Consider the following 15,619-nt stretch of genomic DNA (forward strand, 5'->3'; position numbering starts at 1 on the left):
AATAATTAAAATGAAAATTACGTTCAAAACTAGGAATAGTTTCTGGCGCCAAAGATACTACTTCCTATGCGTACCATGTTGCTGCCTTCTGCTATGGCTATTTGATAGTCTCCGCTCATACCCATGGACAAAATTTTAAGTCCGTCTAGATTGGACTTTAACTTTTGAAACAGGTTATGTAAGGTGTTGAACTCCTTTTTGACTTGATTTTTATCATCAGTAAAGGTTGCCATGCCCATGAGCCCTTGAACTTCAATATTTTTTAATTCTAAAAACGCTTGGTCCTGGATCATTTCTACTAATTCGTTTTCATCAAACCCAAACTTTGTTTCTTCTTCCGCGATGTGTACCTGCAATAAACAAGAGATTTTTCTATCGTTCTTTTTTCCTTGTTTGTTTATCTCCTTTAATAATTTTAGGCTATCCACTCCATGAATTAAGGAAACAAAACTAGCCATATACTTCACTTTATTCCGCTGCACATGACCAATCATGTGCCATTGAATATCCTTTGGTAGCTCTTCCCATTTACGGGTCATTTCCTGAACCTTGTTTTCACCAAAAACTCGTTGTCCTGCATCATAAGCCTCTTGTAGATCTGAGTTTGGTTTTGTTTTGGACACGGCCACTAAGGTTACGTGTTCAGGAAGTGTTTTTTTTATTTTCGTTAGCTTTTTTTCAATTGACATACGTTTGTATTATAGTTCGTAGATGGCCATACCACTTCTGAGTTTGGGCTCTATGTAGGTGCTTTTGGGAGGCATAACAAGACCGGCATCGGCAATTTGCTTTATTTCTGTTATGGTAACGGGAAGCATACTAAAACCGACTTTAAAGGTCTGGGCATCAATTTCATCTTTCATACGGATGATATTGTGTTTGCCATAACCATACGTAATACGCTCATCATTACGCAAATCTGAAATACCTAAAATAGGCTGTAATATTGTTTTGTAAAGAATTTGAGTGTCTAGCTCGCTTAGGACATCCGTAAAATTATATACTTTCTTCCGTAAATAAAGGGAATAAAATTCACCGTCTAAATACATACTAAAATGATGTTTCTTGGTAGGTCTGTATAAAATGGCACCTTTATTTTCTATTCTAAAGTAAGTATCTAAACGAATAAGAAACTCTTCCTTTGAGAATCCGTTTAAATCTTTGACCATTCTATTAAATTCGAATATCTGTATTTCTGATTCCGGAATGAGGTAACTCATAAAATAATCGGAAGCTTTCGAATCTTCTTTGTTTTTAGCGCGCATCATTTTGGATAACAGATTAGATGATGCGCTTCTATGATGGCCGTCAGCGATATATAAACTATCTATGTGTTTAAAAAAATCTTGTATTTGTGCAGTAACTTGTTCATTGGAAATTACCCACAATCTATGTGTTGCCTTATCGGTAGTGGTAAAATGGTATTCAGGAGTTTTTCTCTTTTCTTGGGCTAGTAGTTCGCTTATGACTTTATTATTCTTATAAGTCATTAAAACGGGTTCTGCATTGAACTTTACCGTGCTTAAATAATTTGCGAATAACCGTTCCCTTCGTTTTATGGTGTCTTCGTGTTTCTTAATAATGTTATTCCGGTAATCCGCCACTGATGTAGCACAAAACAAGCCGCTACATTTTAATCCGTTCTGTTCAATTTCATAAAGATAAAAACCTGCTGCGCTATCTTTTTTGAGAATATCATCTTCTAAAAACTCTAAATATCTATTATGTACCAAAGAAAACCGTGCTGTTCCCGTAACTTCTTTATCAAACTTATAACCTGGATTTATAATATGTAAAAAAGAAAATGGATTAAATTTTAGGTTGGCATTCAATTCTTTTTTCGAATATTCCTGATAAGACCTCGAGACTACAAAAGGAGCCTTGTCCTTTGCAGGTCGTATCGCCTTAAATGGTTTAACGGTTGCCATTTATTTTTTTGTAAACTGATTGGAAACTACTTCAGCTTTTCTACTGGTAGTATAATCATAAAAGCCTTCTCCGGATTTTACACCTAATTTTCCTGCGGTAACCATATTAACCAAGAGGGGAGACGGTGCATACTTTGGATTTTTAAACCCATCGTACATAACGTTTAAAATGGATAAGCAGACATCTAATCCAATAAAATCCGCTAATTGTAATGGCCCCATAGGATGCGCCATACCCAATTTCATAACCGTATCAATCTCGGATACTCCTGCCACGCCATGATGTAAGGTTTCTATTGCCTCATTTATCATAGGCATTAAAATACGGTTAGCTACAAATCCTGGGTAATCGTTTACTTCGGTGGGGGTTTTTCCTAATTGTCCAGAAAGTGCCATGACGGCATTTGTAGTTGCGTCAGAAGTGCTATAACCCCTTATGATTTCTACCAGTTTCATTATCGGTACTGGATTCATAAAATGCATTCCGATTACAGATTCTGGCCTTTTAGTAACAGCGGCAATCTGTGTGATGGATATAGATGATGTATTAGTAGCTAAAATGGTGTTTTCTGCACATTCCCTATCCAATTCCTTAAAAATTTTAAGCTTAAGCTCTATATTTTCCGTGGCCGCTTCTACGACCAATTCGGTATGCTGCACGCCTTTTCCTAAGCTTGTGAAAAGCGTAATATTGGCAATTGTTTTCGCCTTGTCCGCCTCCGTAATTTTTTCCTTGGCGACCATTCTATCCAAATTCCTAGAAATGGTAGCTAGACCTTTATCCAAGGCTTCCTGCGAAACATCAATTAAATGCACATGGAATCCGTTTTGTGCAAATACATGGGCAATACCGTTTCCCATAGTACCTGCGCCGATAACAGCTATATTTTTCATAATTTTTTGGTGTCAAAAGATTCAATAATCTGTAAGGCTACTTTTAAAGCTTGTGTTCCTTGTTTTAGACTAACAACAGGGGTTGTATTATTATTTATAGCAGCTGCAAACGAGTCCAATTCGTCTAAAATAGCATTGTTTGCTTCGATAGTTGGATTTTCAAAGTAAATCTGTTTTTTTAAGCCTTCCGCATTTTGTAGCACCATATCAAATTCTCCAGGTGTTTCCGGGGCATCTTTCATTTTAACCACTTCTACCTTTTTCTCTAGAAAGTCTACCGAGATATAGGCGTCTTTCTGAAAGAAACGCGATTTACGCATATTCTTTAAAGAGATTCTACTCGCCGTTAAATTCGCGACACACCCATTCTTGAACGCTATTCTGGCATTGGCAATATCAGGTGATTTACTAATGACGGACACGCCACTAGCGTTAATCTGTTTCACTTCGGAGTTTACAACGCTTAGGATAGCATCTATATCGTGAATCATGAGGTCTAGTACAACAGGCACATCCGTTCCTCTGGGATTAAATTCCGCCAAACGATGTGTTTCAATGAACATGGGGTCTTTAATGGCCTCTTTTACAGCGGTAAATGCAGGATTGAAACGTTCAACATGGCCTACTTGACCTTTTATATGATGTTTTTCTTCCAGTTCTAAAAGATGCTCAGCTTCCTTGCAGGTGGTAGTGATAGGTTTCTCAATAAATATATGCTTTCCTTTTTCTATGGCTTTTTTGGCGCAATCATAGTGCGAAAGGGTCGGCGTAACGATATCGATAACATCAACAGCATCGATTAAATCGTTCATATTCTCAAAATAGGTATAGCCAAATTCATCGGCTACAGCCTTACCGTTTATGAGGTCTGCATCGTAAAAACCTATCAATTCATATTCTTCAGATTGATTTAGCAAACGAAGATGAATTTTACCCAAATGTCCTGCTCCTAAAACACCAACTTTCAGCATATTTTTCCTTTTTATCAAAAATAAGCATACTTTGAGAAGATGTCTTTAATAGTCTTTTCAAATTTGCGGATTACTTGGAAGTTTTTTAAAACTTCTTCTTAAAGAAAAAGGAACTTTGCTAACTTTGATTTTCAAACCAACCACCATTGAAAGATACCTTAAAACATAGGGGAATGCGGAATCAGCTCGCGGAAGTGCTGATATCCAAAGGAATAACGGATAAAGTTGTATTAAACGCGATACGTGACATTCCTAGACATTTGTTTATGGACAGTAGTTTTGAAGGACACGCGTACCAAGACAAGGCTTTTCCCATTGCAGCTAACCAAACTATTTCTCAACCATACACGGTTGCTTTTCAAACACAACTTTTAGAGCTGAAACCTAATGAAACAGTTTTGGAAATAGGGACGGGGAGCGGTTACCAGACCGCTGTGCTATTAAAGTGTAAGGCTAAAGTCTTTACCATTGAAAGACAATTAGAGCTCTTCAAAAAAACAAGTCTTTTCTTTAAGAAAATGGGCTATCGACCTAAAAAATTTATTTTTGGCGATGGTTATAAGGGACTTCCGGAGAATGCTCCTTTTGACAAGATAATCGTAACCGCCGGGGCTCCAGAAGTGCCAAAAGCCTTGCTCTCACAATTAAAAGTAGGAGGTAGACTCGTTATACCAGTGGGTTTTGAAGAGCAAATAATGACACTTTATATTCGTGCAACGGCCAAAGAATTTGAGAAGAGCGAGTATGGTTCTTTTAAATTTGTTCCCTTACTAGAGGACAAGAATTGAGATTTAGTTGTTAAAACTTTTCTTTATACGTGCCAAATCTCTCTTGTTGTCACGGTCCTTTATGGATTCCCGTTTATCGTAAAGCTTTTTACCTTTTGCCAAAGCAATCTGCATTTTGGCAAGACCACGGTCATTTAGAAATAAATTTAGGGGCACAATGGTCAGTCCGGAAGCCTTCACTTCCTTGTACAATTTTTTTAATTCTCTTTTTTGAAGTAGGAGTTTTCGTTCTGCTTTTGGTTTATGGTTGAAATGCGAAGCATGGGAATACTCGTCAATTTGCATGTTTATAACAAAGAGTTCACCACGCTCATTGAATTCACAGAAACTTTCTGAAATAGAAGCTTTTCCATACCTAATAGATTTTATCTCCGTACCTGCTAATACAATTCCCGCCGTATACTTATCTAAAAGTTCGTATTCAAAACGTGCTTTCTTGTTTTTTATGTTGATGTTCTTCTGCATTATAAACAAAAATAGGAACAATTATAGAACCAGCTTTGATTTTAAAAAGAATTAAAGTGTTTCATTTGTAAAGAAATGATTTTAAATTGAACTTTTTTAGAAGTACGACTTATGTATAAAAGAATCGTTATTATTTGTTTGGTTGTGTTTTTTGGTTGTAAGGAGCATAACGAGGTGCTTTCTGCACAAGAAGTAATCGATAAGAGTATATCTGTATCTGGTGGGGAGTCCTATGTTTACAACAAAATTTCTTTTGATTTTAGGGGTATTACATATACTTCTACGCCTGTGGGCAATCAGAAAATTCTGACGAGACAATCACGAACAGATAGTACTGAAATATTGGACGTTAGATCTTTAGATGGATTTGAACGTTTTGTAAACGATTCCCTTGTTATTCTACCAGATACTTTAACTACAGCATATTCTAACGCAGTAAATTCAGTTCATTACTTTGCCTATTTGCCTTACGGGCTTAATGATAGGGCCGTTCAAAAGAGATACCTTGGTAAAACTAAAATAGGTCCCTCGGAATATTATGAAATAGAAGTTACGTTCAATGAAAATGGCGGTGGGGATGATTTTGATGACACCTATATTTATTGGTTCAATACCAAAACATTTAAGCCAGATTATTTAGCGTACGAGTTTCATGTTGATGGAGGGGGACAACGCTTCAGGGTTGCTTTTAATGAAAGAATAGTAGGAAATATACGCTTTGTAGATTATAAGAATTACAAAAGTAAAAACACAGATGTGCCCATTTCCAGCATTGATAGCCTTTACACTAATGAAAGTTTAGAGCTATTATCAGAGATTACACTGGATAACATAAAAGTTACTCCGGACAGTTACAATTAAATATAAGTTGAGTATCCGTAGCGGTATCATTAACCAACTGAACGATATAGAGATTACCATTTTCACTGTCATCTATTTGTGCATATTTATCTTCTCCAATAAGTTTGTTTACAAAATCTGGTGTCGTGTTACTATGGCCCACTACAAGAACCTTCTTTCCTAGATTATCAATTTTGAACTGTTCTATGTCTATTGTTCTTGGGTCATAGTACTGAACATCGATATTCTTTTTAACCGATGTGGGAGCAGCCGTCATTGAAGTTCTATTATAATCTGTAGAATAAATAGCATCTAGGTCTACTTCGCTCAGTATTTCTGCCCAGTGCATGGCACGTCCCAATCCTTTCTGAGTGAGTTCAGGATCTATATTTTCTGTATCACTTCGGTCTTTTTCAGCATGTCTTATCAGATAAAAAGTACTTGTTGTGGTGATTTCCTGAACATTATTTACGGGCTTATCTTCCTTACAGGAAAGAAAAAAGAGTATAAAACTTATCGTAAAAATCTTAATTGTTTTCATCTGTATATTTTGAAATGGTAATTATTAAAACTAAAATTACAGGAAAATAGTACTACACTAGGCTATTTTTTGTTTTTTTGCATATGAAAAATTTTTGTGGGGCACTTCTTATTACGTTTGTGGTTCTTGGTATTCATGCCCAAGAACCTCAATTACCAGGAGATTTTAGGCAGCAAAATCTCACGGATTATAATTCAAGTTTATTAAACCCTGCTTATTCCTTGGATAGGAATAATCCATCTTCAATAGCACTTTGGTCCAGATGGCAATGGCAGACCTTAGATGCAGACCCCACATCATTATTCATAAATTACACGACGCGTATAAATCCTATTTCTACGGCAGCAGTGGGATTTTTTCAACATAACACAGGAATATTTCTAAATACAGGTGCAGCCCTAAATTATGCCTATGAAATAGAATTAGGAACTAATACAACTCTTGGGGTTGGTTTAAATTTATTCGGATATCAACAAGAACTTGCTGATCAGCGGTTTTTTCAACCCAACCCTTTGCAACGTGCTCCGACGAATGATTTTATCTTACAGTTGGCTCCTGGTGTAAATTTAAGAGTAGATAAGTTTAGTATTGGCTTTGTTTCAGAAAACCTCTTCGATTACAATTTTACAACGAATGAACGTAACACTAGTCCCGAAGATAGAATGTTCTTTGGACTGGCCAGTTATGATATTCCCGTCGGTATTCTGAATTCAGATTCTAATTCGTTTTTACGTCCTGCGATCTATTTTAAAACCATTCCTGGGCTTGATACTCAGGTAGGATTTAATTCTGTATTGTCCACGAGTAAATTCTGGGCACAAGGAGGCTATAATAGTTTCTATGGAGTTTCTGGAGGCGCGGGTGGCCGTTTTTTCAAACGTTTGTCGATAGGTGCTATTGTAGAGTTTGGAATTGGTTCTGACTTAGATGGGCAAGACCCTTCTTTTGAAATAGTCACTGCTTATAAACTTGGGAAATTAGAAAAAGCATCAGAGAAGAAGATGGAAGAGGAGTTAATCGCTGCTGAAACCGAAAAAGAAGAGAAATTAAAAGAAGAATTGTCCAAAGCGGAAGAATTGGCAAAAAGAGAAAAACTCAAGGAGCAAAAACGTTTAGATAGGGAGCAAAAACGCCTTGACAAAGAAATTACGAGACAAACCAATGATTCTATTCAAGTTGCTAGCAGAAATGCCGAAGTTGCAGAAAGAGAATCAAGGAAAGAATTAAAAAGAAAATCAGATTCTATTAATACGGCTAAAGCTGCAGAAGCCTTAGCTGATAGGGAAGCGCTGAATCAACAAAGGAAAACAGATTCCATTCAAGCTGTTAAAAAGGCAAAAGAAACTGCACTGGCCTTAGCAAGACAACAGCGAAAAGATTCCATAGCTCAAGTTCAAACTGCTCTAGCCGAAGCTGCGGAGAAAAAGGCTCAATTAGAACGCTTGGCGCGTCAAAAAGAAGTGGTAACTCCGCAAGCGGGAGAGAAATACGAAGAAGTGGTAACCGAAGGCTTGTTAGAACCTGGTTATTACTTAATTGCCAATGTCTTCGGTACTAAACGCTATTTCTATGCATTTATGGCCGACTTAAAGAAGAAGGGGCTAGCTCCAAAATCTTTTTATAGAGAATTGAACAAATACAATTACGTCTATTTAAAGCGATTTGACTCCATTAATGAAGCAAGGGAAGCGAGAGATTCCAAGTTTAATGGGCAATATTCAGAAAAGATTTGGATTTTTAGAGTAGTGGGAGAATAATAAAGTTAAGTCAATACTTTCTTTTATGAAGCGTCTAAGTAGCTCACTAGAAATAAAGGTTTAGTTCTTTAACTCTTGCTTGATTAAGACATCGAGATAAGCAATTGTATTGTGTAAATACTTCCTGTCTTTTGATATAGTAGCCATAGTAATAGCCCCTTGTATCATAGTAATCAGTTGTTTTGCAAATTGAAGTGGTGATACTGGAATTTTAAATTCACCCGAATTAACACCGTTTTCTAAGACCAAAGCTAGCTTGCCTTCAATTTCCTTAACGGTTTCTCTAGAAGCCGCTGCAAGTAAATTATTGTTATGTTGTGCATCCACACCAACATTGAGTATGGGACAGCCTCCCATTTCTAAGGTGAAAATATCATATTTTTTATAAAAGTCTGTAAAGCTGTATACCTTATCCAATGCAGTTCCTGGATGATTAAGTTGCTCATCTACAGCAGCTAGTAAAATTTTACTATTGTATTCAAATGCGGAAAGCGCTAGCGCCTCCTTGTTTTCAAAGTTACCGTATAATGCTCCCTTGGTAAGTCCGGTAGCTTCGGTTAAATCGCTCATACTTGTGCCTATATAACCATGTTTGTTAAAGACGGGCGCCACTGTTTTTATGATATAGGCGGTAGTTCTTTCGGCTTTCGTAGACATGTGCGATGATTTTACACGAAGATAGAAAATCTATACTGTATGGTATATAATGTTAATAAAAAAAATGTCCTTTTGATAAAAAGGACATTTATATTCATCTTATTTATATAGTTAGACGACTAAATCGTCCTGATTACGAAATACGAGATTATTGTCAAAAGCGTCTAAAAGGATGATACTATCTGTTTTAATATCGCCGCTAAGCAAACCTTTGGATAAGCTATTAAGCACTTCTTTCTGCAAGGTTCTTTTAACTGGCCTCGCTCCATACTGCGGGTCAAAGCCTTTTTTAGAAAGATAGTCAATAGCGTCCTCAGTGGCATCCAATGTAATCTGTTGTTTCTCTAACATCTTTTTTAATGCCTCTAATTGAAGTCTTACGATTTCCTTGATATTATCTTCATTAAGAGGTGTGAACATTACAATATCATCTATCCTGTTCAAGAATTCTGGACGGATTAGTTTCTTTAGTAATCCAAGAACTTCTATTCTTGCGGCTTCAGTAGCACTATATGCATCAGTAGCATTTTCAAACTTTTCTTGAATGATTTCACTGCCCATATTACTGGTCATGATAATGATCGTATTTTTAAAATCGGCTATTCTACCTTTATTATCCGTAAGTCTTCCTTCGTCCAATACCTGTAGCAGAATATTAAAAGTATCCGGATGCGCTTTTTCAATCTCATCTAAAAGCACAACGGAATAGGGACGCCTGCGGACAGCTTCTGTCAACTGACCACCTTCATCATATCCTACATAACCCGGAGGAGCTCCTACCAATCTACTTACCGAATGTCTTTCCTGATATTCGCTCATATCAATTCTAGTCATGGCGCTCTCGTCATCAAAGAGGTAGGAGGCCAAGGTTTTTGCGAGTTCCGTCTTTCCTACGCCTGTTGTGCCAAGGAAAAGGAAAGAACCTATGGGTCTTTTGCTATCCTGCAAGCCCGCCCTGCTTCTTCGTATGGCATCGGAAACTGCCTCAATAGCCTCATCTTGCCCTACAACTCGTTTATGGAGAACCTCTTCTAGGTTCAATAGTTTTTCGCGTTCACTCTTGAGCATTTTAGTAACTGGTATTCCGGTCCATTTGGCCACTACTTCGGCAATATCCTCGTTGGTGACCTCTTCCTTGATCAAAGTACCGGAGTTCTGTTGCTCTTGCAACTCATCATGATATTTGGCAAGGTTTTCCTCGGCTTGTTTAATTTTTCCATAGCGCAGTTCCGCTACCTTTCCGTAATCACCGTTGCGTTCTGCTCGTTCCGCTTCAATTTTTAAGTCTTCAATTTCTTTTTTCGTTTTCTGGATATTGTCCACGACAGACTTTTCACTATCCCATTGCGCAAAAATTTCATTTCGCTCTTCTTTGATATTAGCGAGTTCTAAATTTAAAATCTGCATTTTAGCCTTGTCGTTTTCTCTTTTAATGGCTTCGATTTCAATTTCTAACTGCATAATTTTTCTATCCAAAACATCCAGTTCTTCTGGTTTCGAATTAATTTCCATTCGTAATTTAGAGGCAGCCTCGTCCATTAGGTCAATCGCCTTATCTGGCAGAAAACGATTGGTAATATAGCGTTGCGATAGTTCTACTGCCGCTATAACGGCTTCGTCCTTAATCCGTACTTTATGATGCGATTCATATTTTTCCTTTATCCCCCGGAGGATAGAGATAGCACTTTCCGTATCGGGTTGGTCTACTACAATTTTCTGAAATCGTCTTTCTAAAGCTTTGTCCTTTTCAAAGTATTTTTGATATTCATCTAAGGTAGTTGCTCCAATTGCCCTAAGTTCACCTCTGGCTAATGCAGGTTTTAAAATATTCGCCGCATCCATGGCACCCTCACCGCCACCAGCTCCTACGAGCGTATGTATTTCATCAATAAATAGTATGATTTCTCCTTCAGCATCGGTTACTTCTTTTATTACTGCTTTAAGTCGTTCCTCAAATTCGCCTTTATATTTAGCTCCCGCAATCAGTGCACCCATATCAAGGGAAAAGATAACTTTGTCCTTTAAATTTTCTGGAATATCTCCTTGAACTATTCTGTGCGCTAGACCTTCTGCTATCGCCGTTTTCCCTACACCGGGTTCACCGACTAACATAGGATTATTTTTAGTTCTACGGGATAATATTTGGAGTATGCGCCTTATCTCTTCGTCTCTTCCGATCACCGGGTCTAACTTTCCGCTATCTGCCAGTTCGTTAAGATTCTTAGCGTATTTATTTAAAGAATTATATGTTTCTTCTGCATTTTGGGAGGTCACATTTGTGCCTTTTCTTAGTTCCGTTATGGCCGAATCAATATTTTTTTCCGTTACTCCTTGATCTTTAAGGATTTGGGCTATTTTACTTTTTGATTTGAATATAGCCAAGAATAGATGCTCAATAGAAACATATTCATCTTCCATTTTCTTGGCGATGATAGTAGCTTCGTTGAGTGTCTTACCCGCCTCTTTGGAAAGCATGATATCACCACCTTCTACCTTTGGAAAGCTAAGCATCTCCTTATCAAGGATTTGTTGAATTAGACTAAAGTTAAGCCCAAGTTTTTTAATAATAAAAGGGATAACGTTTTCTTCAACCTGAGTGATCGCTTTGAAAATATGCTCATTTTCAATTTGCTGATGATTCATGGATTGCGCCAAAAGCTGGGCTTGCTGTATCGCCTCCTGTGATTTTATAGTAAAATTATTAAAGTTCATTATGTATATTTTTTAAATTGAATCTTATTTTTGAACTAGATAGGGCAACAATACGACCAATCTTATATTAAAGACAAAATGTCACTAAAAATAGGCTTTCACAAGACATTTAGTCACTTTTGTAAGGTTAACTAAAGTTAAAGACAAAAAGAAAAAAGAATTATGGGTTTATTCGGAGGTATTTTTGGAAAAGGAGAAGGGGAGCGTGGTGACAATAAACGGGAAATACCATGGATTGCATTATCCAATCTGGACCAGTTGGATGAAATTATTACTAAATCGTCTGGGAAACCGCAATTTATATTTAAGCATTCTACTACTTGTGGTATTAGTAGAATGGTATTGAATATGTTTAAATCCGGGTATGCTTTAGAACCTGGACAAGCAGATTTTTACTTTTTGGACTTACACGCATACCGAGAAGTTTCTAACGGTGTCGCTCAAAAATTTCAAGTAATGCATCAATCACCGCAATTACTTGTTATTAAGAATGGGGTAGTGGTTGCTCATGATTCCCATGGCGCTATATCAGAAATTGCTTTGGAACAGTATATATAAAAAAGGCTCCTGAACAGGAGCCTTTTTTTAGTTGAACTGCTGTCTTTGCAGAATATTCTTTAGATTATTTTTTAAATCCTCACCAGCGTCGTAAACCATTTGTTCATTAGTGGGAAAAGGTACCCGCGCTAATTGTAAAAGGGATATTAAATCATTGTCCAACGCCCTTTTATCTCCGTCGTAGTTGGCATATACGTGTTCAAAAACAAATTCACTCGCTAAAGGATATTGATTTATTTGCTGTTGCTTTTTTAAATCTGTAAAACTAACTACACCAGTGACCTGAGCACTTTTAAATTGAGTAAATTGATAGAAATCTGCCTTTACGGTCTTAAATTTATCTATTTTTATTTTATTGCCAAGACTATCTTTTACCACATTTCCTTTTTGGTCGCGCGCATATTTAAAACCATCTTTAATTTGCTTTTCCTTGATAATTTGTCTTTCATTAATCTGCTCAGGAGAAATATTTATATCTTGAAATGCAACCTCCATTAAGTAATCATAATCTTGACTAGTTGTCTTGTTGGTATGATATTCGGTCCAAAGATTATTCAAACCAAAAGTATTGAGGTTCAAAAGTTCTTCCTCTAATCTTGTTGGTATTACCTTATCGGTACCATTATTCATTTCTACCAAAACGTAATCAATACCATTTCTGTAAGCGATATTCATCTTTTGAACGGCATCTTTAAAATTGGGGTTCAGTTCTTCTAAATACTTCAAGTCTTGATAGGCTTTTCTATAATCTACTTTATGAACAGCATTTTCTAAGAGTACCGTGGCATTGTCATAAAGATAAACGGATAACTCGTCCTTGGCAGCCAATAGACTCGTATCGTAATTATTAAAATTGAACTGTGCAGTCCTATTTTCATCAAATAATTGCAGCGGCAACAATGGTCTAATCTGTTGTTGAATAGATTTTAACCTAGAATATGTGTTATAAACTTCTTCTAAATTTGCGGGATTCCCGTCTTTTTTCAGAAATTTAATGTGTTGAAGTTCTCTCTGCGTATTTTTTTCATACGCTTCCTCTAACATCGCAATAAAAGGCTGATTCCCTTTTTTGTTCTTATTTTCTACGATGTTATTAATTGCCTTTTGAATAGCCTTATCATAATTTCCCGTATTCAGGGCTTCCTGCGTCTTTTTTACGCCACTACAAGAACATAAAAAAGCGAATACACTGTAAAGTAGAATTTTTTTCATGGCTAAAATATTTAAAGTTTCATAGCTTATTTCAATAGCTATGCCATAATTGGTTTTTGCTATAACGTAAAAGGATAAAGAATAGTACAAAATCGTTTAAATGCACCATACTAGTTTTTCTAAAGAATTATGAGCATCGTTCTAGTTGTTAACTTCTGTTTAATAAATTCTTTTTTCAAAAGATGTATTTACTACCAATTACCACTAGGTATTTGTATTTTTATACCTTATTAACAATTACAAAAGCTATGCAAAGGGATAATCGCATTTTTGATTTAATAGAAGAAGAAAGACAACGCCAAATAGAGGGTATAGAGTTGATTGCATCTGAAAATTTTACAAGCCCACAGGTCATGGAGGCATCTGGTTCTGTATTAACGAACAAGTATGCGGAAGGATATCCCGGCAAGAGATACTATGGAGGTTGCGAGGTTGTGGATAAGGTAGAGCAATTGGCCATAGATAGGGCAAAGGAATTATTCGGCGCTGCTTACGCCAATGTTCAACCACATTCTGGGTCACAGGCCAACGCGGCGGTATATCATGCCTGTTTAAAGCCTGGGGATACTATTTTAGGATTTGATTTATCCCATGGTGGACACCTTACTCATGGGTCTCCGGTTAATTTTTCAGGTAGACTATATAATCCTGTTTTCTATGGTGTAGATGAAGCTACTGGATTGCTTAATTATGATAAAATTCAAGAAATAGCTTTAAAGGAAAGACCGAAATTAATTATAGCCGGTGCTTCGGCATATTCCAGAGATATGGATTTTAAGAAATTCAGGGAAATAGCGGATAGTGTTGATGCATTGTTACTCGCTGATATCTCGCATCCTTCGGGGCTAATCGCAAAGGGATTATTGAACAATCCATTACCACATTGCCATATAGTTACCACAACAACACATAAAACATTAAGGGGCCCACGTGGAGGACTTATTCTAATGGGCAACGATTTTGAAAACCCCTTTGGCATACGATTGAAAAATGGAAATTTAAGAAAAATGTCCGCTTTGCTAGATTTGGCTGTTTTTCCAGGGAATCAAGGAGGTCCGTTAGAACATATTATTGCGGCCAAAGCAGTTGCTTTCGGTGAGTGTCTTACCCCGGAATTTGGTCAGTACATGGAACAGGTGAAAAAGAATGCCGATGCTATGGCAAAGGCGTTCGTTGCTAAAGATTACCACATCATATCAGGAGGTACTGACAATCATATGATGCTTATAGATTTACGTAATAAGAATATATCTGGAAAAGATGCGGAAAAGGCTTTAGTTTTAGCTGATATCACAGCAAATAAGAATATGGTTCCGTTCGATGATAAATCACCTTTTGTTACATCCGGTATTAGGTTTGGCACACCCGCCATTACTACTAGAGGTCTTCTTGAAAGTGATATGGAAGTTATCGTATCTCTAATAGACCGGGTAATTACAAATCCAGAAGATAGTGCTGTAATTAACGGAGTTAAGAAAGAGGTCAACGCTATGATGGGAAATAGACCTATTTTTAATGAGCTTCAAAATGCATAAACAAGGAAATTCTTAATGCATGGATAAGTCTAGGTCAGCTGGGATAAACGTATTCCTATTCAAGTCATAGATTAGCGCATCTTCCTGATTTTCAAGATAAATACCCCAAAAGTCAAAATAGCTTTGGGGTTTTTTATTTTGTGTATTTAATGGAGGGTTCTCGATATCATCTTCAAACACAGGAACAAAAATCTCATAAGGTTGTTGTTTCAACCCTTGGGTGAAATAAATATAGTGGTTTGCAAGTTCTGTAAGAATATCGTTGAACTGTTGAAGTATACTTCTATCTGTTATACGTTTTATAATGATACTGGTATCATTTAGGAAAAGGGTTAGTTCTTCTATATCTAAATAGATGCTATTTTGCGCTGCTAAATGATTAAAACCTGTAAGTAGAGGAGAATCTATTATATTGGTACTCTTTCCCCATCTGTTCTTATTGAAATGTGCAAGCATCTCTAATAAATCAATGGAACAAGTCATATCCAGTGCCATGTCTATACCTTGGTCATTAATATTATAATTCCTGAGGGAGATTTTAGAAAAATAGTGAAACTCAAGAAAATCTAAATAGTTGTCTAAACCATTAATTCCTATGTTAGTTTTTTGCTGGAAAAATTCTGAGGGATTTTGGTTGTTTAAATTGGACGACATAGCAATTGAAATTATTTATAACCTATTATAAAGGTAGGTTTAATAAAATTTCATTCGACCAAGGAAAACCTTAGATTTTCGGAGGATATTATGATATAATGATAGAA

The 15,619-nt window shown here is 36.6% G+C and carries 15 protein-coding genes; 5 read left to right on the forward strand and 10 right to left on the reverse strand.

All coding sequences use genetic code 11. The features are described from left to right. Positions 1-29: 29 nt before the first annotated feature. Genes SJY09_RS03990 through SJY09_RS04005 form a run of 4 tightly spaced genes read right to left on the reverse strand, consistent with a single transcriptional unit; the run spans position 30 to position 3,793 of the window. Positions 30-689 carry a YggS family pyridoxal phosphate-dependent enzyme gene (locus SJY09_RS03990; protein ID WP_396637667.1) on the reverse strand — a complete coding sequence of 220 codons (660 nt, stop codon included), beginning with the start codon at positions 687-689 and terminating at the stop codon, positions 30-32. 9 nt (positions 690-698) lie between these two features. Beyond that, the gene (locus tag SJY09_RS03995) at positions 699-1,928 is read right to left on the reverse strand and encodes a DUF1015 domain-containing protein (protein ID WP_396637668.1); all 1,230 of its coding nucleotides are present in this window, start codon (positions 1,926-1,928) and stop codon (positions 699-701) included. Continuing rightward, positions 1,929-2,822 carry a 3-hydroxyacyl-CoA dehydrogenase family protein gene (locus SJY09_RS04000; protein WP_396637669.1) on the reverse strand — a complete coding sequence of 298 codons (894 nt, stop codon included), beginning with the start codon at positions 2,820-2,822 and terminating at the stop codon, positions 1,929-1,931. After that, positions 2,819-3,793, reverse strand: coding sequence for a Gfo/Idh/MocA family protein (locus SJY09_RS04005; RefSeq protein WP_396637670.1), 975 nt, complete (start codon positions 3,791-3,793; stop codon positions 2,819-2,821). Before SJY09_RS04005 ends, SJY09_RS04000 begins: the two co-directional genes overlap by 4 nt. 146 nt (positions 3,794-3,939) lie before the next feature. Between SJY09_RS04005 and SJY09_RS04010 the strand changes: the two genes are divergently transcribed. Continuing rightward, the gene (locus SJY09_RS04010; RefSeq protein WP_396637671.1) at positions 3,940-4,581 is read left to right on the forward strand and encodes a protein-L-isoaspartate(D-aspartate) O-methyltransferase; all 642 of its coding nucleotides are present in this window, start codon (positions 3,940-3,942) and stop codon (positions 4,579-4,581) included. A gap of 3 nt (positions 4,582-4,584) precedes the next feature. Here SJY09_RS04010 and smpB read toward each other — a convergent pair whose 3' ends face one another. After that, the gene (gene smpB, locus SJY09_RS04015; protein ID WP_396637672.1) at positions 4,585-5,046 is read right to left on the reverse strand and encodes an SsrA-binding protein SmpB; all 462 of its coding nucleotides are present in this window, start codon (positions 5,044-5,046) and stop codon (positions 4,585-4,587) included. 111 nt (positions 5,047-5,157) lie between these two features. Here smpB and SJY09_RS04020 point away from each other — a divergent pair, with 111 nt between their 5' ends. Beyond that, entirely contained in the window at positions 5,158-5,907 is a 750-nt protein-coding gene (locus tag SJY09_RS04020) for a DUF6503 family protein (RefSeq protein ID WP_396637673.1), read from the forward strand. On the opposite strand, the gene SJY09_RS04025 is transcribed toward SJY09_RS04020, so the two are convergent. Beyond that, positions 5,885-6,427 (reverse strand): SixA phosphatase family protein, encoded by a 543-nt coding sequence (locus tag SJY09_RS04025; RefSeq protein ID WP_396637674.1) that lies wholly within the window; start codon positions 6,425-6,427, stop codon positions 5,885-5,887. The genes SJY09_RS04020 and SJY09_RS04025 overlap by 23 nt on opposite strands. An 83-nt stretch (positions 6,428-6,510) precedes the next feature. On the opposite strand from SJY09_RS04025, the gene SJY09_RS04030 reads away from it, so the two are divergent. Further along, on the forward strand, positions 6,511-8,184 hold the full coding sequence (locus tag SJY09_RS04030) for a PorP/SprF family type IX secretion system membrane protein (RefSeq protein WP_396637675.1): 1,674 nt from the start codon (positions 6,511-6,513) through the stop codon (positions 8,182-8,184). A gap of 60 nt (positions 8,185-8,244) precedes the next feature. Here the strand turns inward: SJY09_RS04030 and SJY09_RS04035 are convergent, their stop codons facing one another. Both SJY09_RS04035 and clpB read right to left on the reverse strand, forming a co-directional pair. Further along, positions 8,245-8,841, reverse strand: a complete 597-nt coding sequence (locus tag SJY09_RS04035; protein WP_396637676.1) for a TetR/AcrR family transcriptional regulator — start codon at positions 8,839-8,841, stop codon at positions 8,245-8,247. Between the two features lie 111 nt (positions 8,842-8,952). Then, a complete protein-coding gene (clpB, locus tag SJY09_RS04040; protein WP_396637677.1) occupies positions 8,953-11,553 on the reverse strand; it encodes an ATP-dependent chaperone ClpB in 2,601 nt (866 codons plus the stop codon). Between the two features lie 162 nt (positions 11,554-11,715). On the opposite strand from clpB, the gene ytxJ reads away from it, so the two are divergent. Then, the gene (gene ytxJ, locus SJY09_RS04045; protein ID WP_396637678.1) at positions 11,716-12,111 is read left to right on the forward strand and encodes a bacillithiol system redox-active protein YtxJ; all 396 of its coding nucleotides are present in this window, start codon (positions 11,716-11,718) and stop codon (positions 12,109-12,111) included. A 27-nt stretch (positions 12,112-12,138) separates the two neighbouring features. Here ytxJ and SJY09_RS04050 read toward each other — a convergent pair whose 3' ends face one another. Next, positions 12,139-13,323 (reverse strand): hypothetical protein, encoded by a 1,185-nt coding sequence (locus SJY09_RS04050; protein WP_396637679.1) that lies wholly within the window; start codon positions 13,321-13,323, stop codon positions 12,139-12,141. 248 nt (positions 13,324-13,571) lie between these two features. Between SJY09_RS04050 and glyA the strand changes: the two genes are divergently transcribed. Beyond that, positions 13,572-14,858, forward strand: coding sequence for a serine hydroxymethyltransferase (gene glyA, locus SJY09_RS04055; RefSeq protein ID WP_396637680.1), 1,287 nt, complete (start codon positions 13,572-13,574; stop codon positions 14,856-14,858). A 12-nt stretch (positions 14,859-14,870) separates the two neighbouring features. Here the strand turns inward: glyA and SJY09_RS04060 are convergent, their stop codons facing one another. Next, positions 14,871-15,512, reverse strand: coding sequence for a hypothetical protein (locus tag SJY09_RS04060; RefSeq protein ID WP_396637681.1), 642 nt, complete (start codon positions 15,510-15,512; stop codon positions 14,871-14,873). Between the last annotated feature and the right edge of the window lie 107 nt (positions 15,513-15,619).

The sequence above is a fragment of the Maribacter sp. R77961 genome (assembly GCF_044594925.1).
Lineage (GTDB): Bacteria > Bacteroidota > Bacteroidia > Flavobacteriales > Flavobacteriaceae > Maribacter.

Coding starts and splice junctions, on each gene's coding strand:
- SJY09_RS04000 (WP_396637669.1), bottom strand. CDS start 2,822: ATGAAAAATATAGCTGTTATCGGCGCAGGTACTATGGGAAACGGTATT.
- SJY09_RS04025 (WP_396637674.1), bottom strand. CDS start 6,427: ATGAAAACAATTAAGATTTTTACGATAAGTTTTATACTCTTTTTTCTT.
- SJY09_RS04020 (WP_396637673.1), top strand. CDS start 5,158: ATGTATAAAAGAATCGTTATTATTTGTTTGGTTGTGTTTTTTGGTTGT.
- smpB (WP_396637672.1), bottom strand. CDS start 5,046: ATGCAGAAGAACATCAACATAAAAAACAAGAAAGCACGTTTTGAATAC.
- SJY09_RS04050 (WP_396637679.1), bottom strand. CDS start 13,323: ATGAAAAAAATTCTACTTTACAGTGTATTCGCTTTTTTATGTTCTTGT.
- SJY09_RS03990 (WP_396637667.1), bottom strand. CDS start 689: ATGTCAATTGAAAAAAAGCTAACGAAAATAAAAAAAACACTTCCTGAA.
- SJY09_RS04060 (WP_396637681.1), bottom strand. CDS start 15,512: ATGTCGTCCAATTTAAACAACCAAAATCCCTCAGAATTTTTCCAGCAA.
- clpB (WP_396637677.1), bottom strand. CDS start 11,553: ATGAACTTTAATAATTTTACTATAAAATCACAGGAGGCGATACAGCAA.
- SJY09_RS04030 (WP_396637675.1), top strand. CDS start 6,511: ATGAAAAATTTTTGTGGGGCACTTCTTATTACGTTTGTGGTTCTTGGT.
- SJY09_RS04005 (WP_396637670.1), bottom strand. CDS start 3,793: ATGCTGAAAGTTGGTGTTTTAGGAGCAGGACATTTGGGTAAAATTCAT.
- SJY09_RS04035 (WP_396637676.1), bottom strand. CDS start 8,841: ATGTCTACGAAAGCCGAAAGAACTACCGCCTATATCATAAAAACAGTG.
- ytxJ (WP_396637678.1), top strand. CDS start 11,716: ATGGGTTTATTCGGAGGTATTTTTGGAAAAGGAGAAGGGGAGCGTGGT.
- glyA (WP_396637680.1), top strand. CDS start 13,572: ATGCAAAGGGATAATCGCATTTTTGATTTAATAGAAGAAGAAAGACAA.
- SJY09_RS03995 (WP_396637668.1), bottom strand. CDS start 1,928: ATGGCAACCGTTAAACCATTTAAGGCGATACGACCTGCAAAGGACAAG.